Genomic DNA, 20,553 nt, shown 5'->3' with positions numbered 1-20,553 from the left:
CGATGCGGCTCCAGGGGAGCCGATCACACGGTGCCCTGACCGGATGTCTCGAAGATGAGCGTCTGCTGGTCAAGATCCAGGTGAAGAATGCCTCCCCCGTTCTCGCGGAGCTGCCGCCAGGCCGCGTACCCGGTCAGAATCGCCTGTTCCCAGTCTGCGGCACGCAGGACACTCACCTCAAGGTGGGACGTCATGGCGGCGATGGTCTTGAGCAGTTCGTGGTCGATGTGGTGCACGTTCTCGAGATAGCCATGCCGGGCGGCGTAGGAGAACACGAGCGCGGAGATGCCCTCTTCGATGGCGATGGCGCGGCCGCCGTCCTCGGCCTCGTCGATCACGGGGTTGCTCTTGCGCTTGCAGCCGAGCAGGAAGCGCGTGACGGGGGACCAGCCCAAGACAGCGGCGTGGGCCAGGTGGAAGACGTCGTGGAAGCGGTAGTCGTCGTCGATGTAGGAGGCGTTGGTAAGGGGGTCTCCACAGGAGATGCCGTTGCGGGCCAGCAAGGCGACGATGCGGCCCTGATCTTCGCGCCGCAGTGCGAAGGTCAGGGTGGCCTGGCGCGGCAGTTGCTCGCGCTCGGGGAAGGTGTCGTCGAAGAGGGTGCGGTCGGTCTTCGGGGTGGGGAGCCACCGGTCCTTGATTTTGACGAGGCTGGCGGCGGCGACGTCTTCTAGGTCGAGGTCGAAGCGGTGCGCGAGAGCGGCGACATACCACAGGACGTCCCCGAGTTCTTCGCGCAGATACTGCTTGCCGGAGATCAGCCCGGGCCCGTCGCGCAGGTGCTTCTTGTAGGCGGTGGCCAGAGATCCGACCTCGCCGACCAGGCCGAGAAGGGGAACGAGCACAGGGTCGGTGTCGGGAGTTGCGGGCTGGAGCGTTTTGATCGCTGCTTGTTGATAGCGGGCGAAATCCATGAATCCTCCTGTCGGATGGTCCGGCATAGCGGTCGGCTTAGCCGACGGCCTGTCGTATGCTAGAACAGTGCTGCCGGAAAATCCGACGAACGGGAGAGTCTCCTGAACACGATCGAGCCGTCCCTGGAGGACATCGTTGCCGTGGTCGTGGAGTTCCTGGCGCTTCTTCAGGACCGCGATCCCGGCGAACTGCGCATGGAACTGGAATCAGCCGGTCAGGAGTTGCCCGTCGACTCGATCCTGGTCGTGGAGATCTTGACCCGGGTCGAGGCACGCTACGGCATCGCCATCCGTGCCGACGCAGAGGCTGCCCGCTCCACCCGGTCGGTGTACACATTCGCCGGCACTGTTCTCAAGGCCATCAAGGAGACACACCCATCATGACCCCTGCTTCTCCCGATTCCCGCGGCCGCGACCCCGAGGGGGAACTGCTCGCGGAACGTTTGCGTCACACCCGCGACTATCTGGGCATGTCCCAGCAGTACGTGAGCGACATGACCGGGATCCCGCGCTCTGCCATCAGCGACATCGAGCGTGCTGCCCGGCGCGTGGATAGCCTGGAGCTGAAGAAGCTCGCCCGCCTCTACACCCGCCCGGTGTCCTACTTCCTGGCCAAGGAGGAGGACGCTGATCTCGGCGAGCACGCCCTGGCCGGGCTCCCGCGCGCCCTGGTCGGTCTGACCGACGGTGACTGGGAGGAGGTCCTCAGCTTCGCTGAGTATCTAAAGTACCGGCGCGCCCAGGAGCAGGAAGCAGAGCATGAGCACGACGACGAGGACGCGGTGCCCTCAGGGCGGGCGGAGTGAACTGGGACGTCGCCCACCGGGTCGCCTCGATGGCTGCTGTCCAGGCACACCGCGATCTGGGCGTTGACCGCCTCCAGTACGTCGACGTGTACGCCGCGCTCCGCCGGGCCGGCGTGATCGGCATGGCACGGCCCATGGCGCGCCTGTTCGGGGTGTACGTCTCGCCCCAGGACAATGGGCCCGCGGTCCTGCTCAACGAGAACCTGGACATCATCGCTCAACGTCACACGGCAGCGCATGAGCTGGGCCACCACCGGCTGGGGCACCGCTCCGCATACGACCAGGAACTGGACCGTGCCACCCGCTGGGGAGACGGCACGTGGCCCGACGAAGAGAAGATCGCCGAAGCGTTCGCGGCGTGGTTCCTCATGCCCCCGCCGTCCGTGCGAGCAGCGCTCGACCGGATCGGCGTACCCCGCCCTCAGTTGCCTGTGCACGCCTATCAGGTGGCCCGCTGGCTGGGAACCTCCTATGCGGGCACAGTGCATCACCTCTACCGGCTGCGCATGCTAACCCGTGAGCGGAAGACCCTGTGGTTGAAGGCTAAACCCGCCACGCTCAAGGCCATGCTGGCCGACGGGGCGGTCACCGGCATAGCACACGTCCACGTGATCGGCCCGGGCGCGCACGAGGCCACCATCCGAGTCGACGCAGGAGATCTGATCACGCTGCGCAGCCCTGGTGCCCGTTTCGGCCCCCTGCCTGAAGGTCTGCTCTCCGCGGACAGAGGACAGGGGCAGTTGTTCGCGGAAGAGGCCGCGCTCGCGGCCGCCGCAGAAGTCAATGAAGCCTTCACCGGGACCGCCGAGGTGACCGTTCGGATTCCAGATAGCGATGACCTGCTCCAGGTCACCGTCGAGCGGCAAGCCCCACGAACTGGTGCCCAGAAGCTTTGGCCAGCCTGACTGCCTCCCGCTCCCCAGGCTCTTCGCGTACCGCTTCGACTCACCGATTGCAGGAGCAGCGATGCACACTTTCACCATCGCCGAGAAGAACACCTCCCTGGCCTGGGCCGCCGCCTGCCAGGCCCTGGACGTGGCCACCAACCAGCGCCGGGACGGATTTCACACCGTGGTCCGCATTGCTGACGCCGCCGCCGAGGATCCCCAGGTGCGCGCTCACTTCGATCAGGTGCGCGAGGAGTATGGGTACGACCCGATCGAGACCGTCGCCAACACCATCTTCCCCGCCCGGCTGGCGGCCACCTGCTCCTCCTCCGCCGAGCTCACGCGCCGCTACCGGGACATGTACCCGCGGCTCAAGCGCCTGGATGGGAAGAACAAGGGCGGCACCTACTTCGGCCGCATCGTCGCTTACCCCGGTGAGCGGGGCCAGGTCGACCAGCTGACCACCATCGTCACCCGCATTCGTGTCCAGGCCGCGCTGCCCGGGCCGATGAGCGCCGCCTACGAGATGGACATCGCCCACCCCGACGACCTCCAGTCCGAGGCGCAGACCTGGTCGACGCCCGTGCACGTAGCGGGTACGGACAACAGCTACCGCGGCTTCCCGTGCCTGAGCCACTGCTCCTTCCAGCTCGAACGGGGCCAGACCCTACACGCGGTGGCGCACTACCGCAGCCACTACATGGTGGACCGCGCCTACGGAAACTACCTGGGCCTCGGACGCCTGCTGGCCTACCTGGCCCAGCAGGCACAGGTACGCCCGGGCAGCCTAACGGTCATCGCCGGGCACGCCCAGATCGAGAGACATCTCACCGTCATCCGCCCGGTGATCCAGCACCAGATGCAGATCCCCGTTTGATGAGGACCGGTGGTCTCATGCCAGGCTGGGTTCTGCCGCCGTGTTGACCCCCCACTTGGGCGGGAACCACGCGGTCAGCGGGGCTGGATCTGGCCGATACAGCTGTTTGATACGGCTGCGTCCGCTGATCCCGGCGATATCGGGATGCGCCACCCGGGCGTACTTGTCGACCTCGCAGAACATGTTCTGGCAATCGATCAACTGCAGCGGGCGGCCCCACAGCCCGGCGAAGCGAAGCCCCAGACGGCCGAAGTGTTCCTGCTGCGTGTCGGCCATATAGCGGATCACGTCGGACTCGATGCCATCGGCTGCAGACCCGAAACACTTGCGGATACCGTCGCGGGCCCCGGGTCCGGGAACAACGAAGTCCATCTCGGAGAAGGACAGCTGGGCTGAGTAGTTCAGATCGATCAGGTACTGGTAGGCCAGGAACGGACCGAGAGCCGGGAAGCCCAGCAACACCTCATAGGCCTCGCGCATGGAAGCGGCCTCCTGTACGCGGGCCGGCGCGCTGCGCGTCATCATCATCTCGATGAGCCGCAGGTGGTTGCTGTGCTTGCGCTCCTCACCCAGCGCCGGTGGAGGAGTGATGTAGGCCGCAGAGTACAGCCGCTCTCCTGTCGAGAACGACTCTGACAAGATTCTGTCCCATGCCCTGAAGTCGTATTCGTGCCAGGTCAGCTCGCCAAGGTGCTCTTGGAGCAGTTGCCAGGTCGTGACCTTGTTGAAGACCTTGAACAGCATCGTACGAAAGAACACCTCCCGCCACTCTTGATCTCCCCGATAGGACACCTGGCCGATCAGGTACTGGCTGACCCGGTCCGCGGCACGGAAGCAATTGGTGAAGCGGTGCTGAGCCAAGACGGGATCATGGCGTGCGGGCGGCGCCTGTCCCAACCGTGCGAGATACACCTGTTGCCTGGCGGCGGCGAAGCGCCAGTAGGTATCGAAGACCGGCGTGGGCCGCAGCGTTCGTCCCGCGATCTCGACCACAGGGGGCGGGGCGCAGCCCTCCGACCGAGACGGGGGTGGGGCTTGCAGCGTCGATGCCATGTACCGAATATATATTGAGTATAGGTATCGATCTAGAGAAGGACATGGATGAAACTGCTGTGGCGTACCCAACGCCGCAACACCTTGATCTCTTGGCCTCAATCCATCGATGATCGTTTGGAGCGGCTTGTTGCCGCCGGACTTGCAGCTGGCGAGAACGTGAGTCGTTCCCAGGTGCTCGCGGCCTTGGTGGCCAACGCCGAGGTCTCTCCCGAAGGGGTCGCCACCTTGATCCGTGCGTATCGCCACATGCCCGCAGAGGCCCTGGACGAGATGCCGGATGCCGCCACGTCAGCAGACTGGCCGCAGGTACGGCATCCAGGGCCGCGCCGGAGGGCCGATCGGGATCCCGCTACGGGCTAGTGAGCTGATTATGAGGATGAAGGTCACCTCATGAGGTGTGTTTCGTCCCTGATTTGGAGAGTGGTGGTGACGCTGGCCGGCCGGCGAGGTCTGCTGGAGGGATGGCGGACAGCAGACTTCCACCGCTGGTGTTATCTCAGGAGGAGCGGCGGACGCTGGTGGGCTGGGCCCGGCGGCGCTCGACCGCTCAGGATCTGGCGATGCGGGCGCGGATCGTGCTGGCCTGCGCCGAGGGGGACGGTCGTGGCGGCAATGTCGCGGTGGCGGCCCGGTTGCGGCTGGATCGTAAGACCGTGGCCCGCTGGCGCAGTCGCTTCCTGGCGCGCCGGCTGGACGGGCTGAGCGACGAACCACGGCCGGGTGTGGCGCGCACCATCACCGACGCCCAGGTTGAGGAGGTGGTGGTGCGCACTCTGGAGGAGGTGCCTGAAGGGTCCACGCACTGGTCCACGCGGGAACTGGCCCGCAAGGTAGGCATCTCGCCGACCAGCGTGGGCAACATCTGGCGGGCGTTCGGGCTGCAGCCCTGGCGTGTGGAGACCTTCAAGATCTCCACCGACCCGCTGCTGATCGACAAGATCCGGGACGTGGTCGGGCTGTATCTGGCCCCGCCGGCCCATGCCGCGGTGTTCGCAGTGGATGAGAAACCGCAGATCCAAGCGTTGCAGCGGAGCGCGCCGGTGCTGCCGATGCTGCCCGGCGTGCCCGAGCGGCGCAGCTTCGACTACATCCGGCACGGCATCGTCGATCTGTTCGCCGCGCTCAACACCGCCACCGGCAAGGTGATCGGCAAGCTGTCGGCCCGCCATCGCGCCGTCGACTTCCGCGACTTCCTGGACGAGATCGACCGCCAGGTCGAACCCGGCCTGGCGGTCCACCTCATCTGCGACAACCTGTCCACTCACAAGGCGCCTGTGGTGCACGCCTGGCTACTGGCCCACCCACGCTTCACCCTGCACTTCACCCCGACCTACTCCTCCTGGATCAACCAGGTCGAACGCTGGTTCGCCGAGTTGGAGCGGCGCTGCCTGGAGCGCGGCAACTTCTGCTCCTTGGACGCTCTCAAGACCGCACTGGAGCAATGGATCAAGACCTGGAACGACAACGCCAAACCGTTCCAATGGACCAAGACCGCAGACCAGATCCTCGACCGCATCTGCCGCTACTGCGACCGAATCTCAAAACCGGCTCACTAGTCGAGTCGGGTGCCGCAACCGGCTCAACGCCTGCGACGGTGTTCTTGAACCCTGGTCGATCAGCGCTTTGGTGACCGTGCCCTCGGTGGTGGCGGCACGACCTGGTCCAGCAGGTCGATCCCGGCGGTGTTCTCATGCGCGCTTGCGAACCGCGTTCTGAGGCGGTGAATCCATCGCCATCATGATGGCCTGTCCTGTCCTCGGCGCTCCGAAGGCACTTTGCCCAGCGGCGGCCCTCTGCAGGGCGTACGATCGGCCTCAGAACGACGAGGTGTTTGCGACGGGCGCTAGTGCTTTCCGATAGCACAACGGCTACCAGCAGCGGTCCTGGGACAAGCGAGTGGAATCCGCGACCTTCCTACATGACCGGACTCGCCCGGCTGGCACACATCGCAGGTTTCGCGTGGGCCGTATGCCCATGTCCCCGGTGTTGCCGGGGTAGCCGGTCCGCAACGACAACGGACGGTATTGAGCAGGCAAGGGTGTCCTGCCATGTCTCCCAGAACCGTCGTCACCGAAGACGGCACTGAGATGCAGATCGAGCGCGAGCCTCGGCCGTTACCTCTGCATGACAGTAAAGATCTGAGCGCGCTCAAACGTCAGCTGCGCGCCAACCCCAACATCAAGCTCACCGCCACGGCGATCGATGTTGCCGTTGGGCTGTTCATCGATCTTCCCAAGGTCATTCGCGTTGCCACGCATGAGGGGGGCATCGATGCTCTGAACTCGCAATATGCCGGCAGCACTCACCTGCTCATCCTCGAGGGCGAGGCAGAGGGTGACGCGCTGTCGTACGTCCTGGGCAACCCGCGGCTGGGCGACCTGCTCAAGGGCGCGCCCAAGGGTCCACGGATCACGGGAGTCCGTGACGAGGCCGGGCACCTGCTGGCGCAGCTCGTCGTCGAGTTCGGATCGGTCGCCGAGGCCGAGAGCCTGGTGGAAAGCACAATCCGGGGAACTCTCCTCGACCCGGGCGCCAACTACAGCGACTCGATCCTCGGTCACGGGGTCATGAGCCCGGTCGATGCTGTCCTGGTTGAGGTCCGCTTCACCGACGGCAGTCCGTCGCTGTATGTCGTCGCTTTGTACGACGGCACGTCACGAGCGGCCAGCGCGGCGCTCGTCCGATATCACGACAGCACGCTCGCCCCGGCACAGAACGTGGCCCTGGTCGCACAGAAGTTGCGGGCCGCGTTGACGATGTCCTCGCGCAAGCGTCGAGCGACGTATCTGAAGCAGGCCGAGACGGCCAACCTCTCCTACGAACGAGACGGGCTCACCATGCCGTCGCTCCGTCAGTTCCAGGCCAGGCGAATACCTGTCCGGCTGATCGTAGGAGCGCAGTTCAGCGATGAGAGCAACCTCAACGAGCTCCCGGCCGCGATCACGGCAGCGCAGAGCACTCGGCACATTAGCGTTAACCCCTGGCGAGAGGCGGCCAAGGACAACGTGACGGCGCAGCGCACGGTGCTGCACCTGCGACAGGCCGGCCGAGTTTCAGAGGCTTTCGTCCACCTCACGGAGGATCGACCCCTCAACGATGAGGAGGTCAACGATCTCTTCCCGGGGGCGGATCCCGCTCTGGTGACCGACCTGGTTACCGGTCGCGCTCAACCGTTGTGGCGGGCCGTGGCCATCGTCTACACACTGACCGATTCCAAGGTGTCCAAGGAAGCCAAGCGGTTCATCCGTAGCGACCAGGGTATCGCCGCAGTTCATACGCACCGCTACGCGGGGTTTCTCGGGGTTCTCGTGGACCTGCCGTGGCGATGGTTTAAGCCCCAGACGACCGACACCGCCCGTAACGCTTGGCGCAACGGCGGCGTCTTGTCTGAGGGCATCATCGCTGGCTGGCAACCGGTGTTCGAGCCGGTCGAGGAACTGCTCCGGCTCGCCCATGAGGGCGATGCCCCGGCTCAGCACACGTTGCAGGTGCTGGCGGGCGCGGCGCTACTCGCCGACGGCATCTTGACCCGCGACCGCGGCAGCAAGCTCGGCGAAGACGGGGTGTTCTACCGGGCCACACCCCCGATCCTGCTCTCCACCTGGATCGACACTAGGCATGGCCGGCTCCAAGCCGCACAGGTGATCCGCGACTTCCGCCACGAGAGTGCGGGCGGCTCGGGCACGGGCCGGTCAGTGGACGTGGACTACACCTATCCGCTCGTCGACGAGAAGGGCGTCCCAGTCCCGTCCGGGCAGAGCCACCGGGTGCTGATCGAGGGTGATCTGTTCGATCAGGCCAGTCCACAGAAATCGGCGGAGGGCCGAGACGATCACGAGAAGGCGCGCATTCTGCGTAAGGGCAAGCCCTCGCGAGAGCAGCTCAACGAGCAGCGGCGCTTCACGATCCTGGACATGGTCGGGAGAGCAGCGAGTGCCGTCCGGCAGTTGGAACTCGAGATCGTGGACTTCCCCAGCAAGTTGGCGGAACACCCCATGGGTAAGCGCGCCGATTGGAGGCTGATCCGCAGCAAGATCGGAGATCTTAGTGAGTCCTTGATCACCCTCATTCCGCCGGCCGACCCTGAACCACCCCTCTTTGACGATGACGAGGAATCGGAGGGTCAGCAGACGATGGACGACGGTTCGGTGGAGGCATAAGTACGCGACTACCAGCAATGCCGCGCCGCCTTCACCGGCTTGTGCGCCGCCTGCCCGCTGCGCGAACGCTGCAACCGCCGCCAAGACCGGCCGCGTGGTGACCATCCGCCCGCACCACGACCTGCAGGCCGTCGTCGTCGACCTGCGGTTCGCCGCTCAAGCGCAGGGCCCGGACGTAATCACGTCCGGGCCCTGTCGCGCTACCACTGTCATGTCATTCCGTTTTGGAGGTCTTCGCCGTTCCTTTCCTTGCCCCGGACCGGACGGCGGAGGCCTCCCCGTCGCGGATGCCATCCCGACGGTCAGTAGCTTCCGCTTACTTACGGTGAGCAGAAGCTACCGACTGTCAGTGCGGCGCGCATGTACTTAGTGTGGCGCTAAATGGATGAACATTAAAAGCCGCCTAGCATGGCGGATGTGATGTTTATCACATAGATGATGTATGGACAATTCGGGCGGGAGTTAGGCGACTGAGTGGCCGAAGGACCCAGCGGAGCGGGAGACTCGATCGTGTTTCCGTTTTGGAGGTCTTCGCCGTTCCTTTCCTTGCCCCGGACCGGACGGCGGAGGCCTCCCTGTAAAGGAGGAGAGCCCCATGAGGGTCAAGTCCTGCCCTTGCCATGGGCATCGGTCGGCGCCTCGCCGCGAGCGGCGCCTGTTCCGGCTTCGCGCCGGACACCACACCTGCCAGCCCCGAACCTGCTGCTCCCCGCAGGGGGTCAGCGGGATGCGCGCAAGGCTGTCGCACTGGCGTACCCGTACACCCCACTGTGCGGTGGGCGCGATGCAGCAGCATCGGTGCCAGTGCCGCCTCACCACCGGTGACCCGTGTCGCCGGCGTACCTTCTGGCGGCGCGCTCAGCAGGCGCTCCAGTTCCAGGGGCGCCACGGGCAGTGCGGCACGCGTCAGCCGATCCAGCTGGCAAAACGGCGTAGGGTCGCGCCCTGGGTGCCCTGGGCGGCTGGGATCGTCCTGGCGATCCTCGCGCTGTGGTGGGGATGGGCACCCCACCAGGTGGTTGATCTGCTGCGACTTGTCTTGACGGCCCGCTAAGACCCACATGTCGGTCCACGGCATCGCGAGGGAGGCGGAGTTCAGCTCCGTCTCCCTCCGTGGCCACCACAAGGCGCCCTCCGGCGACTCGTCCACGAGGTTCGGCGACACCTCCCGGAGCGTCGACATCGAGTTGTTGGAGGGCACCCTGATGGCCATGGAGAACGACATGCTCTCCGAGATGTACGAGGTGTACGCACCTCGTCTCCTTCGTGCGGCTCTACTGCGTGGCGCCAATGCCTTCGACGCCCACGACGCCGTGCACGAAACCTTCCTGCTGTTTCTCCACCAGGTCCGTCGAGGAGGCCTCCCCGAGCACCCCTATGGCTGGATGGTGAAGGTATTGAGCCGCACCATCTTCGCGCGCGGGCGCGCCCGAGAACACATGATGGCTCCCGGTGACCTGCTGCCTTTCACGGAGTTCGCCGAAGGGGCGGACACCGCTGCCCTACGGGATCTGGACCGCAAGAACATCATCGTTCTGCTCCAGAGGCTCCCATCCCATATCAGAGCTGTCGCCGCTCTCTACGCAGACGGCTACTCCCCTCAGGCGATCAGCGAACAGTTGGACATGCCGTCGCGAGCGGTCCACGAAGCGCTGCTCCAAGCACGAGACCGACTCCGGACGGAGTTGCTCTCCAGCCACCACCGCAATCCCGCGCCACCAACCACGACTCCGGCCGCCGACAACGTCGGCGACCGCGCCGTCGCGCAACTCCCCCCGCGTCAACGGGAAGTTCTGCAATGGAGCCGTGCTGGCTACAAGCCGGCCCAGATCGCCAAGATCCTTAAAATCGATCCGAACACAGCGCGGGTCAATCTTCACTACGCCCGCAAGCGCATGCGTGAGGCCCTCGCCGCGCAAAGTTCGTTACAGGATGCTGCTGTCCGTAAGCGGCCGTAGGGCGTCGTGCGTGAGAGGGCCCGGCGGAATGCCCGGCTCGCGCGAGCCGGGGGTTCCGCTTCTCAAGGTCCTTTGAGGATTGTACTTGCTGGCCGGTATGGCCTGGGGCGGTGCGGGGATCGCCGCAATGGGTACCATCACGGACGTGACGACTTCACTTCCTTCAAAGCGGCCCGGTCGGCGTGTATGACGTCGTCGCCCTGTTGAACTAGGCCGAGCACTACGCACACGCGCCCATTGCTCCGGGCACGCGCGGGGGTCCGTGAAGGACCGTCCCGAAAACGGGTCGTTCCGGGACGGCTGCGGGCGTCGGCGACCAAACGTTCTACATGGCCAGACTGGCAGGAGGCGGATTGTCCTGCTGAAACCGCTTGAGGCTGATGGCGCGCCAGGCCCCGACCCACTGGTCCAGGTCGGCCTCGCACGCGGCGACGATCGCACGGACGGCGCGCAGGGGCGGCATCCGGGCGAACTTGGCGTTGAGCGTGTCGTGCACGGTGGTGTAGGCGACTTCGCTGTGACGGTCGCCTTCGTGAGATCTGCTCATGCGGCAGATCTCCGGGATGCTCACGCCGGCCCATACCCGCAGCAGGCTCAGCTGGTAGCGGTACTCCTGCGGCGTGTTGGCCTGCCACGGGTCCGGCGGAGCGGGTCCCTGCTGTGCGGCTGTGACCGTGGCCTGGCGTGCGCTGGACCGGCTCTTGGCAGGCGCTGCCCGGCCGGTGCGGCGTGGCGTGACGTCGCCGACCTGGACGGCGGCGGCCTGGGCAAGCCTCCACAAGGCCGGCCACGGCTCCTGGTCGGGCAGGCCGCCGCAGGCGGTGACGAAGTGCGTGACCACCTCCCAGGACGGGCAACGGTAGCCGGCGGCGGCGTCGGCGAGCACTGAGCGCGAGAAGGTTCCACGCTCCGCGAGCTGGGCGTAGGTGGGGATGGGAGGGCCCGCGAGCTCGCGCAGCCGGCGGAGCCCGCGGGCCAGATCCGCGATCGGCCCATCCCAGGTGATCGGCTTTTCCGGCCGTGCCATGTCGGACGATCCCTGTACGGCGGGGGACGTTCGAGGCAGATCAGCGGCCGTACTGGGCGAGGTCGCCGGCGGTGGCGGCCAGCGCAGCCAGCACCACGCCCAGCGCTAGCGCGGGGTCGCTGCCCAGGGCGGTCAGGATGACGACGAAGGCCAGTACCAGCACCCAGACGAGGATGCGAACCGCCTGCCGGGACGGCTGGCAGAGGAGGGGACGGTGCGGCAGGGCGAGCATGAGCGTCATGAGCCTCTCCAAAGGCGTGATGGTCCGGACGAGCAGGTGTGGGGTTGCGACATCGCGCCTGTGATGCCCCTGCGGTTTGCCCTCCGCCGAGGTGAGCATGAACGTCGCTGAGCCCATCATTACCGCATGCGGCATAGACCGGGTACGCGCCCGTACGCGAGGCGGCTGCCGGACAACCCCGTCACCGAGCGCCGGGGCAGCCGCAGCGATGCAGCCAGGTCAGCCAGGTGTGAGCCACGACCAGGTCGGGTCTTGCGGTATCGGAGTGGTCCGGGAAACATCGGCTGCAGACGGTCTGGTCCGGCTGCAAGGTTGGACAACCAACTTGCAGTGCATCATGGACCCCACAGCCGCCGGTCTAGACCCCGCGGCGAGGTCGGCCCAGGTCGGCCACCCCGAGGCGTCAGTTCATTGGTCCGGACGAGCGCTCAGGGAGACACACAACGGCCTTCCCGATTTGCCCCGGGAAGGCCGTTGTCTTCTCACCAGCCCGGACAATCACGCCGGACAACTCGCCCTTGAACGCCGTGGCCGGGGACGTGGGTTGGAAGGAACAGGAACCGCGGAAGGCGTGCTGACGAGCGTCTCGAACGCGGTCATAGCGAAGGCGTGAGCTATTCGGCAGGGCCGGGCTGGACGGTGTAACAGCGCGGACAGACGACCACCTTGGCGCTGCCCGGGACCTTCCAGCGATACCGGCACAGGCGTGTGCGCCGGCAGCCGATGAGCGTGTCGTTCGGCAATAACTCGCCCACCTGGAGCGGGCCGTCGCGGCCGCAGGAGGGGCAGGTCCATTCCGGCGGTGTCTGGTCCCCGTCGACCAGGCGCCCGTCGACGGTGGTGAACCGCATCAAGACCCGCAGCGGGGCCTCGGATTCGCTGGCCGCGGTGCCGCACGTCGCGCAGCGCACATAACGGGGATCGCCGGACAGGTGCCGGTTGAGCGCGATCGAGATCAGCATGCGGATCACCGGCGGTCCTGGCCTTCCTGGCGGCAAACAGCACGGTACTTGGATCGTCCGTCCGCCCATCTGCGGTGACAAGGGGCCACCTGCGTACAGCACCGGCCGCGATGGGGAAGCGATTCCGCCCACGCCGTCAGAACCGAGGAGCACGGATATCACCGCGACGCCGAGGGATCGATCCCAACGATTCCGCTACATTATGTAGTCAATTATTGCTCTGTGTGCTAATCGCGAGAGGATCGGCATGTCTCACCCCCACGGCGCAACGCCTTGATCGGCATCGCCCTCATGGCCGGCATGACCCAAATGGCTGCCCTCCTTCCCGCCGCGGCGATGGCCACGCACGCCGTGCAGCACGCGCCTCTGGCGGTGGCGCAGCGTGCGGAGGGGCCGCTGCTGGCCGACGCGGTCGCCGCCCTGCCGGTGTCCACGGAGCGGCGCGAGGGCTACCAGCGCACTTCCTTCCGCAACTGGGTCGACGCCGACCGCGTTATCTGGAGTCAAGAAGATCAAATGGCTGCCTGACCTGTGGTTTGATATATGGACATGTCCACGGACATGGTGTTGGTGGGCCGATGCTTGGGCTCAGCCGTAGTTCGATGGTTGGCCGAGTTCGCGCAGCCGACCCAGCGCCCGCTCCAGGGCATCTCTCAGGGCTGTGCTCTCCTTGCGCATCTCTTTGAGACGTTGGCGTAGGGCTTCGTTCTGGGCGCGCAGTGATGCCTCGGAAGAGGTTTGTTTCGCGGGTGGCCGACGTGAGGATGTGCCTACGTGCCGTTCTCTTAGCCGTTCGATCTCGGCCCGGACGGGACTGTCGTAGAGCCACTGCCGTGACACGCCGGCGGCGGCAGCGACGCGGCTGATGTTGATCGGCTGGCCGGACTTGTCCAACTCCCGCATCGCTCGGGTGACGGCCTGGAACTCCTGCGCGTAGTTGATCACCCGGGTGTTGTACTGGTTGGCGTGGACGGATGCGGAGACGAAGCCCGGCTGGTGGCACACCACCTCGTCGGAGAAGGTGCGGATCGCCTCGACCCGCGCGCTTTGCTGGTCGGGCTCCAGAGTGAAGGACACGATGGCGGTGTAGACGCGGGCAGCCGGGTCGATGGTGGCAGTCACGTGCTTCCCTCTCGTCAAGTGCTGTTCCGCATCGAGCTAAAGGTCAGCCCGAGGGGTGCGATGCTTTCGTCGAGGTCCAAGTCGAACGGGTTACCCGCCGGGGGAGACCAGCCGAGGGAGAAGGTCTGCTGGGTCCGGTTGGGCTCCTCAGATGAGGGATCATTGAGGGTCACCTCCAAAGCCCTAAGGCTCATGTCCAAGCTAGCGGTGGACTGCGATTTCGCAGGCCACAGTGGTTATGACCTGAGCTGCGTGTGCCGTGCGCAAGTCAGTAGGCCGTCTCAGGCAGGTGCCGGCACCGCGGCCATGATGCGTGCCATGGTCATGGCCGCGGGGGAGCGTTATGACCTAATCATGATGCCGTCTGGGCGGGAGCGATGCTGCCCTCAGGGTTCGGCGGCTTGGCCGAGGTGAGAAGCACGTTGAAGACCTCGGATGGCGAGATGTCAGGATCCTGGGGGGTTTCACCCTCCAGGAGCCAGTCCAGGGCCGTCCCCAAAACGTGGGACGGGACAAACCGGCCGCGAGCGTATATCACTCGCCAGGCAGAGGGCGGCAGCGCTGCGAGCCGCCAGATCGTGGCATCGGCTTCGTGTCCGTCCGGGACCAGAATGCCGAGGTCTTGCCAGAAGGCGAGCAGATCGGCCATGGTGTCAATGGCAGGATCGTCGCAAGCCTCGACCAGGGACTTGAAGCCGGTCTGCCATACCTCGTACCTGCCCTGGCTTGCGTTCATATGGCGGCGCAGTTCCTGCACGGCCGGGTGCTCGTCCAGCTCGGGTGCTTGGCCAAGGCGTGGCAAAGCAAGATCGGGGGGGCGGATGCCGTCCCAGATGTCCGATTGAAGCCACTGCTCGCCACGAGACCAGCGCTCTGGTGCCTGAGCTGCGGCGAGTTCGGCCAGCCGGCCGATCGTGGCACGAGGGCAATCGAGCAGAGCCCTGATGATCTCCGCTGAGCGAGGGCAGAGTGAAGGCCAGCCACTGTCGTACAAGGCGAGCATCGCTTGCTCGTCCTCACCCAGCGTCAGCCCGGAACAGCCGTCAAACGGCGCGACCTGGCGGGAACGGCTTGGTGCGGCGGGCTGTTCGAGACGATGCGGGCGCGTGCCGTAGCGGGCGATCCAGGCTGCGGCCAACTCCACTTGATGCTCATCTCGCGCGTCCGTAATGGTTTGCGCCCGCCGGTCTTCGGCGGCGCGCAGTTCGTCGCGCCGCTGCCGTTCAGCAGGAGCGAGGTGCACGGCGCAGTGCGCTGAGCCAATTCCCTTGACGATGGTCTTGGCACAGCGTTCCTTCTTCACCGTAGCGCCAGCGCACTGGGCATGTGGGTCAGGATCCTCGCGATAGGTGGCCTCCACCTCCCGCGCAATCTGCGGGTCGATGCGCGGCTGGAATAGGTCCACATCCGGGCGGACCTCAGCGGGGTCGGTCCCCGCCTCACGGGCTTGGGCGAAGATGGAGCGGACCCGAGGCGGGCCACTACCCCAGGCCGGAGCCAGCGGCAGCCGCGCCTCCATGATGGCAGTGGCATGCGCGGCGTTGAGCAGCATGTCGCAGGCTTCGCGATAGACGTGCAGCTCTTCGCTGAGGTTGAGCCGCATGCCGTTGATCAGCTGCAGGATGTTGCGGATCTCCCAGGACAGCTGAGCGGCCTGCATGAGCAGCCAGGCCGGGGAGGAGCCGCCATGGTGGTCGCGGCGGGGCGGGCTGACGGTGCGGGCCAGGGTAGAGCGACCGTATCGGGAAGGGGACATGCCTCTCTCCAAGGGCGGCGGGAACTGCTGCGGGAATGGCTGCGTGCGAGCACGCGGCTGCATGCTTGCACGGCTCCGCCCTGCAACCTCTCACCTCTGCCGTCATTTGTACCAACGTTGGTACAGACCTTGAAGATCATGGCCGACACGGTTGGTGAGTGCCCAACCCGATCACGCCACGCCTCGCTGAGCTGCGCAGACAGTTCGGTGCGCGGCTACGCGAGCTTCGCGAAGGGCATGGACTCACACAAGAGCAACTCGGCGAGCTGGCCGACGTGGACCGCAAGACGATCAACCGCATGGAGAACGGCATGTACAGCCCGCACCTGGACAAGGTCTTCCAGATCGCCGACGCACTCGACCTGCCAGCAAGGGAACTGTTCGACTGGAGCAACCCGTCTGGCCGCGCCTGATCGACGATCTCGCAAGGCTGCGCTACGGCGCTACCCGGCTGCGTGCGGCATTACGTCTATGTCGTGGCCGCAACGGCTCGATGGCGTGCCTCCTGCGCTCGCTTGCAGGCAGCGACTACATCACAGACCTGCTGCTGGTGGCCATCGCAGATGACGGCTCCTTCGAGTTCACCGACACCCCCGACAGACAAGGCCAGTACACCTATTACGTCGTATGGCGTGGCACACCACGTAGGGGTCGGCACAGCCCAGTCACGACGTTACGCCGAAGCAACATCCCCGTAGGCCCTGCGCCCCGTGCGCGCCCGCCGTCGAGCGACCGACGCCAGCGGCGGCCGTAGCGGACGGTCAACCCCGGCACCTGCTCGGCAAAGGTCACCTTCACACACGTGGCAGCACGGCAGAAGAAGCGACGCACCCCCAGGTGGATGAGCACTTCCTGGCCACCGACCGCTGTATCGGACAATCGTCGTTCATAGCGGCTGTGCACCTGCTGCGACCGGGTTCCACAGGACGGACAGGCGGCCTCCACGGTGCCGGTCCTGGCCCGGATCCTCACCGTGGCTCCCGATCGGACAACCTGCTCACCGCACACGCCGACCAGATGAGGGAACAGGACGGCGACCAGCTCCTTAACCAACACCCTGCAGATGCTCGTGATCAGAAGGACAGCTACCGGCCGGAACGTCCGAACCGTGATCCACTCAGCGAGTCCGATCACGGAAAGTGTGCCTGATCCAGTATTCACGCGCCGTCGACAGCGTGCGGCCCCAGCATCGCCAGCACGGGCTTGAGGCTGACCGGACATTGCGGAAGGGCCCACTGTTGGCGCAGTGGGCCCTGGAACACTCAGGTCTTCCGCGGTCGAACGGAGATCCCCTCGATCACCTGAGCAGGTGACCCTTCCCCCATTAGAGCGGCACGCGGTGGAGATCAACTAGGCACATGGAACATCCGTACGATCCACTACGCCAGTGCACGCGATTAAACGCTGTGGAACAGACAGAAACACACGTGGATCCAGCGTCGTTGATGGCGCTTCTCGGAGTTAGCCGTAAAGTTCTATGGACGCGTCTTTGTGCGCCATCATTGGACTATCGCGCCCTTGGTTCTCCGAAGGTTGGCGCCGACGGGGTTCCGGGTCTCCCCAGAGGGTGCGCATTACGCGTATTACGCGGTCGATTGGTTGATTGCTACATGACCCTCGTTCACGCTCAATAAGAGGTGATTCCCCCGAATGGTCACCATTCGCCTCCACAATCCTGGCGCCAGCACGGTTGTTCCCATCCCGGCGATCACGGCTGCCCGATATCTCACCGCCTGCCGGCCAGCGCATGTCTAGCCAGGTCCCGGTCTCGAACGGCCAGGCCAGCCAACATCTGGCGGGGGCAGGGCAGCAGGACGCGGCCCTCCTTCCGTCTCCGGCCGTGGTGGCGGACCTCACTCCTTTGGAGGAAGCGGTCCAGGCAGCCGAGCAAGCCGTCGTTGTCGCCGAACACAACCGCACAAATGCGACACGCCAGCTTGTTGTTGCTTCAGACGAACTCCGATCCGCGACAACCGTGCTGACAATCGCCCAGGCTAGCCTGATACAAGAACAAGCTCGCTCCGCGTACACCGTGGAAGAAGAAGCGGCAAAGCGGGCAAAAGCAGAGCTATCCATGGCGAATAAGGCATACATGGCGGCGGTTTCCGCAGTAGATCGAGCACAGGCGATTCACGTACGCATGGCGAACGATTTGACGAGAGCCGATACCCGATGCCGGCGTGCGAAAAGCCGGTTGAGCGCTGCGCAGAAGCAGGTGGCAGAGGCGGACGCGGTCCGCTCCGCTCTCGCCGGTGTCGCCGGCGGTGAAACTCCTCGAACCGCGCCAGCCGACAACGTGGCCGCCGCCATCAGGGGTTTCGCCCAATCCCACCAGCCGAGCCGTGCCGCGACGACGAGCAATCCGCCCGAACTGCCCTTTGGGCCTCCACGGGACCTGCCGGGCCATGACCTGAAGCCGGACCCGCTGTCCGCACGAACCCCGGCCGAGTTCGTTGGCCTGATGAAGCGTTACCGGATCTGGGCCGGGGAGCCGAGCTTTCGAGAACTGGTCAAACGCTCGCGGAAGGCATTCGGTGCCAGCACGTTGTGCAAGGCTCTGAAGTCCGATCAACTGCCGCCCGAGAAGTTGGTCCGCGCGTTCATCTGGGCCTGCTCCGGTTCCGAAAATGACCTACAGGAGTGGGCCACCACCTGGCGGCTTTTGCGTATGAGGCATCATCCATCCCCCGGCAGAGGCGTTGGCTCCGATCTTGACATCGCCTGACAGTTGGCCAGCCGGCGCCGCTGGCTGAGGAGGTCTTTAAGCCCCCGTATCGGGGCATCGGCCGCTGAACGGACAGCCTTTCCTCCGCGATGAGCGGTCTGATGCCGCGACGCTGGGCCTCCACACCAGGCGATGCCTAGCCACATCGGCCAACCTCATGAGCTGAGCAGGTGAAATCCCGTCGGCCTGGACGTGATACCGCCCGGCCTCGGCTCGCTGCTGGGCGATCCCGGTCAGCGGTCAACTCGAGTCCTGTGCGCTCGCACGATTTCACTCCCTTCACAACGACGTGAGGAACACCATGAACAACATCCGAGGACTGTGGGTAGCCATGGTCGTCACCGCCGGTCTCTTCGTCGCCCTCGCCGGCGGCGTTCTTGCCTGGCTGGGCGGCACCTCCGTGCCCCTGTCTATTTTGGCCGGAGCGGCCGGGTTCGCCGGGTTCGTCGGCCTTGCCCTGGCCGTCATGACGTTCCTGACCCGCGCACAGGACTGAGCCAGACCGCCCTCACCCGTTCCCGTCCTGCCGGAAGGTCCGCCCGCCGCAGGGGAGCCGCGATGACCTCACCCACGTTCGCCTGCCAGCACATGCCCGGCATCACTGCCATCTCGGTAGCCGGCGACCTGGAAGCCGCCAACGCCGACCAGTTGGACGCCTTCACTCGCACGCGCCGACGTCCGGGCGACCACGTGGTGCTCGACCTGAGCGAAGTACCGTTCCTGGACCACTCCGGCCTGCGTGTGCTGCTCAACGTCCGCGCCCTGATCCGCCGCCACGGTGGCGACCTCTACCTGGCCTGCCTGCAGCAGTCACCCGTCCGTCTGCTGACCACCGCCGGAGCCTTGCCCACCCTGACCATGCACCACAGCTTCGAGCAGGCCATCCGCGCGGCACTGCAAGCCAGCCAAACGCCCCAGGCTAAGCGGGAACAGTTCCGCGGTGGCGACGCCGAATGACCACGCGGGAAGACGGGGCACCCGTGCTCCCGTCTTTCGCGGCCTGCATGGAGCGAATCTGTAGGATCCGCGTTCCGCTGTCGAAATCCGCGCCTTCGTGTCAGTTGATTGTCGGATTCGACAGTCCGCGCGGACCGGCGAGGCCGCAGGGTGATGTTCCGGGCGGTCACCTGTGATGAGGCCGACATCGCTAGAGGACCCAACACATGCACCCGGACGAGTACGGCTGGCAGGTCACATGGGTCATCCACCAACCGCACGTTGCCGTCCGACCCGGAACCGCGCCGATGATTACGCCATACGGCCCAGCTTCAACATCGATGATCGTCTGCGTGAAAACCCTCGCGCAACGCATAACGCTGCCGCAGGAACTGCCGCTCCCGGGCGGACAACCCGGATACGGCCAGGAACTCCTCCGGACTCGTGCATACCCGACCCGGGCTGTGCCGCCAGGCGTACACCAGCGCATCGGGATGCCAGGCGGGCTTCAGCCAGCCTCCTGCGGACTCCACGCACTCGGTCACCAGGACACCGCAGCGGACGGACCAGCACGGATCGGCAGCGAGGAGCCTGAAAGCACAGTGGCGCCTCGGCAAGCGTGAAGCCACCGCGGAGCTTACGCCGTCCACGCTGGCAGACTCGGCCTGCGGAAGACCGAAGACCGGTGTCACAAATGTGTGCCCGTGTTGGCGTCTTAGATTCGCACTGCTGTGGATCTTGCGGCCAGGGCCAGTTACTCCTGGTCCGGCTTAGAGGCCAGACGGGCGGCGCGCGCGTGTGCGATCTCTTCGGTCCGTGCGGTGATCCGTTCCATGCTCCGGCGAACACGTGCCTCGGCTTCGGCGGCCCCTTCTGGATCGTCGCGGTAGCGCTCATGCCAGAGCCGTTGCACCATTCGGTGTGCTTCGTCCGCCTGACGACGGCGTTCGGCCAGCACGGCATCCGCCGTCCCCGGACCGCACAGAACATCGACGACCTCCCACAGCTTCTGCAGAGGCATCACCCGCAACGCTTCGGAGAGGTGGCCGAGCAGAGCCTCCTTCTGCGTATCCGAATGCAGCTCTCGTGCCTGGTCACCATGCAGGTCCATCGTCATCGGACGAGC

General features: G+C 65.7%; 22 protein-coding genes. 13 read left to right on the top strand and 9 right to left on the bottom strand.

Annotation, left to right across the window (positions count from 1 at the left end):
* Window positions 1-23: 23 nt before the first annotated feature.
* Entirely contained in the window at window positions 24-914 is an 891-nt protein-coding gene (locus ACFFR3_RS35160; protein WP_379484552.1) for a nucleoside triphosphate pyrophosphohydrolase family protein, read from the bottom strand.
* Between the two features lie 141 nt (window positions 915-1,055).
* Here ACFFR3_RS35160 and ACFFR3_RS35155 point away from each other — a divergent pair, with 141 nt between their 5' ends.
* From ACFFR3_RS35155 to ACFFR3_RS35140, 4 genes are all read left to right on the top strand, one after another.
* Window positions 1,056-1,298, top strand: a complete 243-nt coding sequence (locus ACFFR3_RS35155) for a hypothetical protein (RefSeq protein ID WP_345394057.1) — start codon at window positions 1,056-1,058, stop codon at window positions 1,296-1,298.
* Window positions 1,295-1,720 carry a helix-turn-helix domain-containing protein gene (locus ACFFR3_RS35150; protein ID WP_345394060.1) on the top strand — a complete coding sequence of 142 codons (426 nt, stop codon included), beginning with the start codon at window positions 1,295-1,297 and terminating at the stop codon, window positions 1,718-1,720. The genes ACFFR3_RS35155 and ACFFR3_RS35150 overlap by 4 nt, the downstream gene beginning before the upstream one ends.
* Entirely contained in the window at window positions 1,717-2,625 is a 909-nt protein-coding gene (locus ACFFR3_RS35145) for an ImmA/IrrE family metallo-endopeptidase (RefSeq protein ID WP_379484551.1), read from the top strand. The genes ACFFR3_RS35150 and ACFFR3_RS35145 overlap by 4 nt, the downstream gene beginning before the upstream one ends.
* Window positions 2,626-2,686: 61 nt before the next feature.
* Window positions 2,687-3,484, top strand: coding sequence for a thymidylate synthase family protein (locus ACFFR3_RS35140; RefSeq protein ID WP_345394072.1), 798 nt, complete (start codon window positions 2,687-2,689; stop codon window positions 3,482-3,484).
* A 15-nt stretch (window positions 3,485-3,499) separates the two neighbouring features.
* Here ACFFR3_RS35140 and ACFFR3_RS35135 read toward each other — a convergent pair whose 3' ends face one another.
* Window positions 3,500-4,537, bottom strand: a complete 1,038-nt coding sequence (locus ACFFR3_RS35135) for a nucleotide kinase domain-containing protein (RefSeq protein WP_379484550.1) — start codon at window positions 4,535-4,537, stop codon at window positions 3,500-3,502.
* Between the two features lie 48 nt (window positions 4,538-4,585).
* Between ACFFR3_RS35135 and ACFFR3_RS35130 the strand changes: the two genes are divergently transcribed.
* From ACFFR3_RS35130 to ACFFR3_RS35115, 4 genes are all read left to right on the top strand, one after another.
* Window positions 4,586-4,900 carry a hypothetical protein gene (locus ACFFR3_RS35130; protein WP_345394076.1) on the top strand — a complete coding sequence of 105 codons (315 nt, stop codon included), beginning with the start codon at window positions 4,586-4,588 and terminating at the stop codon, window positions 4,898-4,900.
* 101 nt (window positions 4,901-5,001) lie between these two features.
* Window positions 5,002-6,096: an IS630 family transposase gene (locus ACFFR3_RS35125; RefSeq protein WP_379484549.1), complete on the top strand. Its 1,095-nt coding sequence runs from the start codon at window positions 5,002-5,004 to the stop codon at window positions 6,094-6,096.
* 492 nt (window positions 6,097-6,588) lie between these two features.
* Window positions 6,589-8,700, top strand: coding sequence for a hypothetical protein (locus ACFFR3_RS35120; protein ID WP_379484548.1), 2,112 nt, complete (start codon window positions 6,589-6,591; stop codon window positions 8,698-8,700).
* Window positions 8,701-9,911: 1,211 nt separating this feature from the next.
* Window positions 9,912-10,658 carry a sigma factor-like helix-turn-helix DNA-binding protein gene (locus ACFFR3_RS35115; RefSeq protein WP_379484547.1) on the top strand — a complete coding sequence of 249 codons (747 nt, stop codon included), beginning with the start codon at window positions 9,912-9,914 and terminating at the stop codon, window positions 10,656-10,658.
* A 325-nt stretch (window positions 10,659-10,983) separates the two neighbouring features.
* Here the strand turns inward: ACFFR3_RS35115 and ACFFR3_RS35110 are convergent, their stop codons facing one another.
* The 3 genes from ACFFR3_RS35110 to ACFFR3_RS35100 all read right to left on the bottom strand — a co-directional run bounded on the left by ACFFR3_RS35110 (window position 10,984) and on the right by ACFFR3_RS35100 (window position 12,897).
* The gene (locus ACFFR3_RS35110) at window positions 10,984-11,685 is read right to left on the bottom strand and encodes a hypothetical protein (RefSeq protein WP_379484546.1); all 702 of its coding nucleotides are present in this window, start codon (window positions 11,683-11,685) and stop codon (window positions 10,984-10,986) included.
* Window positions 11,686-11,725: 40 nt separating this feature from the next.
* Window positions 11,726-11,926 carry a hypothetical protein gene (locus tag ACFFR3_RS35105; RefSeq protein WP_379484545.1) on the bottom strand — a complete coding sequence of 67 codons (201 nt, stop codon included), beginning with the start codon at window positions 11,924-11,926 and terminating at the stop codon, window positions 11,726-11,728.
* A gap of 614 nt (window positions 11,927-12,540) precedes the next feature.
* The gene (locus ACFFR3_RS35100; protein ID WP_345394092.1) at window positions 12,541-12,897 is read right to left on the bottom strand and encodes a hypothetical protein; all 357 of its coding nucleotides are present in this window, start codon (window positions 12,895-12,897) and stop codon (window positions 12,541-12,543) included.
* Window positions 12,898-13,161: 264 nt separating this feature from the next.
* On the opposite strand from ACFFR3_RS35100, the gene ACFFR3_RS35095 reads away from it, so the two are divergent.
* On the top strand, window positions 13,162-13,416 hold the full coding sequence (locus ACFFR3_RS35095; protein WP_345394095.1) for a hypothetical protein: 255 nt from the start codon (window positions 13,162-13,164) through the stop codon (window positions 13,414-13,416).
* Window positions 13,417-13,476: 60 nt separating this feature from the next.
* Here the strand turns inward: ACFFR3_RS35095 and ACFFR3_RS35090 are convergent, their stop codons facing one another.
* A complete protein-coding gene (locus tag ACFFR3_RS35090; protein WP_345394098.1) occupies window positions 13,477-14,010 on the bottom strand; it encodes a DUF6262 family protein in 534 nt (177 codons plus the stop codon).
* A gap of 352 nt (window positions 14,011-14,362) precedes the next feature.
* On the bottom strand, window positions 14,363-15,766 hold the full coding sequence (locus tag ACFFR3_RS35085; protein WP_379484544.1) for a hypothetical protein: 1,404 nt from the start codon (window positions 15,764-15,766) through the stop codon (window positions 14,363-14,365).
* Window positions 15,767-15,924: 158 nt separating this feature from the next.
* Here ACFFR3_RS35085 and ACFFR3_RS35080 point away from each other — a divergent pair, with 158 nt between their 5' ends.
* Window positions 15,925-16,179, top strand: a complete 255-nt coding sequence (locus tag ACFFR3_RS35080; protein WP_345394104.1) for a helix-turn-helix transcriptional regulator — start codon at window positions 15,925-15,927, stop codon at window positions 16,177-16,179.
* Window positions 16,180-16,384: 205 nt separating this feature from the next.
* On the opposite strand, the gene ACFFR3_RS35075 is transcribed toward ACFFR3_RS35080, so the two are convergent.
* Complete coding sequence (locus ACFFR3_RS35075; RefSeq protein WP_379484543.1) at window positions 16,385-16,987, bottom strand: transposase family protein; 603 nt, start codon at window positions 16,985-16,987, stop codon at window positions 16,385-16,387.
* A gap of 619 nt (window positions 16,988-17,606) precedes the next feature.
* On the opposite strand from ACFFR3_RS35075, the gene ACFFR3_RS35070 reads away from it, so the two are divergent.
* From ACFFR3_RS35070 to ACFFR3_RS35060, 3 genes are all read left to right on the top strand, one after another.
* On the top strand, window positions 17,607-18,491 hold the full coding sequence (locus tag ACFFR3_RS35070; protein ID WP_379484542.1) for a hypothetical protein: 885 nt from the start codon (window positions 17,607-17,609) through the stop codon (window positions 18,489-18,491).
* A 301-nt stretch (window positions 18,492-18,792) separates the two neighbouring features.
* Window positions 18,793-18,987, top strand: a complete 195-nt coding sequence (locus ACFFR3_RS35065; protein WP_379484541.1) for a hypothetical protein — start codon at window positions 18,793-18,795, stop codon at window positions 18,985-18,987.
* A gap of 62 nt (window positions 18,988-19,049) precedes the next feature.
* On the top strand, window positions 19,050-19,448 hold the full coding sequence (locus ACFFR3_RS35060; RefSeq protein ID WP_345394113.1) for an STAS domain-containing protein: 399 nt from the start codon (window positions 19,050-19,052) through the stop codon (window positions 19,446-19,448).
* Between the two features lie 733 nt (window positions 19,449-20,181).
* Here ACFFR3_RS35060 and ACFFR3_RS35055 read toward each other — a convergent pair.
* On the bottom strand, window positions 20,182-20,544 hold the full coding sequence (locus ACFFR3_RS35055; RefSeq protein WP_345394116.1) for a hypothetical protein: 363 nt from the start codon (window positions 20,542-20,544) through the stop codon (window positions 20,182-20,184).
* Window positions 20,545-20,553 lie beyond the last annotated feature (9 nt).

This window comes from Nonomuraea salmonea (assembly GCF_042428605.1).
In the GTDB taxonomy this organism is placed as follows: Bacteria; Actinomycetota; Actinomycetes; order Streptosporangiales; family Streptosporangiaceae; genus Nonomuraea; species Nonomuraea salmonea.
Note: the sequence above shows the minus strand (reverse complement) of the source record. Positions and strands in the feature narration are given on the sequence as shown.

Coding starts and splice junctions, on each gene's coding strand:
- ACFFR3_RS35160 (WP_379484552.1), bottom strand. CDS start 914: ATGGATTTCGCCCGCTATCAACAAGCAGCGATCAAAACGCTCCAGCCC.
- ACFFR3_RS35150 (WP_345394060.1), top strand. CDS start 1,295: ATGACCCCTGCTTCTCCCGATTCCCGCGGCCGCGACCCCGAGGGGGAA.
- ACFFR3_RS35140 (WP_345394072.1), top strand. CDS start 2,687: ATGCACACTTTCACCATCGCCGAGAAGAACACCTCCCTGGCCTGGGCC.
- ACFFR3_RS35135 (WP_379484550.1), bottom strand. CDS start 4,537: ATGGCATCGACGCTGCAAGCCCCACCCCCGTCTCGGTCGGAGGGCTGC.
- ACFFR3_RS35130 (WP_345394076.1), top strand. CDS start 4,586: ATGAAACTGCTGTGGCGTACCCAACGCCGCAACACCTTGATCTCTTGG.
- ACFFR3_RS35125 (WP_379484549.1), top strand. CDS start 5,002: ATGGCGGACAGCAGACTTCCACCGCTGGTGTTATCTCAGGAGGAGCGG.
- ACFFR3_RS35120 (WP_379484548.1), top strand. CDS start 6,589: ATGTCTCCCAGAACCGTCGTCACCGAAGACGGCACTGAGATGCAGATC.
- ACFFR3_RS35115 (WP_379484547.1), top strand. CDS start 9,912: ATGGAGAACGACATGCTCTCCGAGATGTACGAGGTGTACGCACCTCGT.
- ACFFR3_RS35110 (WP_379484546.1), bottom strand. CDS start 11,685: ATGGCACGGCCGGAAAAGCCGATCACCTGGGATGGGCCGATCGCGGAT.
- ACFFR3_RS35105 (WP_379484545.1), bottom strand. CDS start 11,926: ATGACGCTCATGCTCGCCCTGCCGCACCGTCCCCTCCTCTGCCAGCCG.
- ACFFR3_RS35085 (WP_379484544.1), bottom strand. CDS start 15,766: ATGTCCCCTTCCCGATACGGTCGCTCTACCCTGGCCCGCACCGTCAGC.
- ACFFR3_RS35075 (WP_379484543.1), bottom strand. CDS start 16,987: ATGTCCGGTCAGCCTCAAGCCCGTGCTGGCGATGCTGGGGCCGCACGC.
- ACFFR3_RS35065 (WP_379484541.1), top strand. CDS start 18,793: ATGAACAACATCCGAGGACTGTGGGTAGCCATGGTCGTCACCGCCGGT.
- ACFFR3_RS35060 (WP_345394113.1), top strand. CDS start 19,050: ATGACCTCACCCACGTTCGCCTGCCAGCACATGCCCGGCATCACTGCC.
- ACFFR3_RS35055 (WP_345394116.1), bottom strand. CDS start 20,544: ATGACGATGGACCTGCATGGTGACCAGGCACGAGAGCTGCATTCGGAT.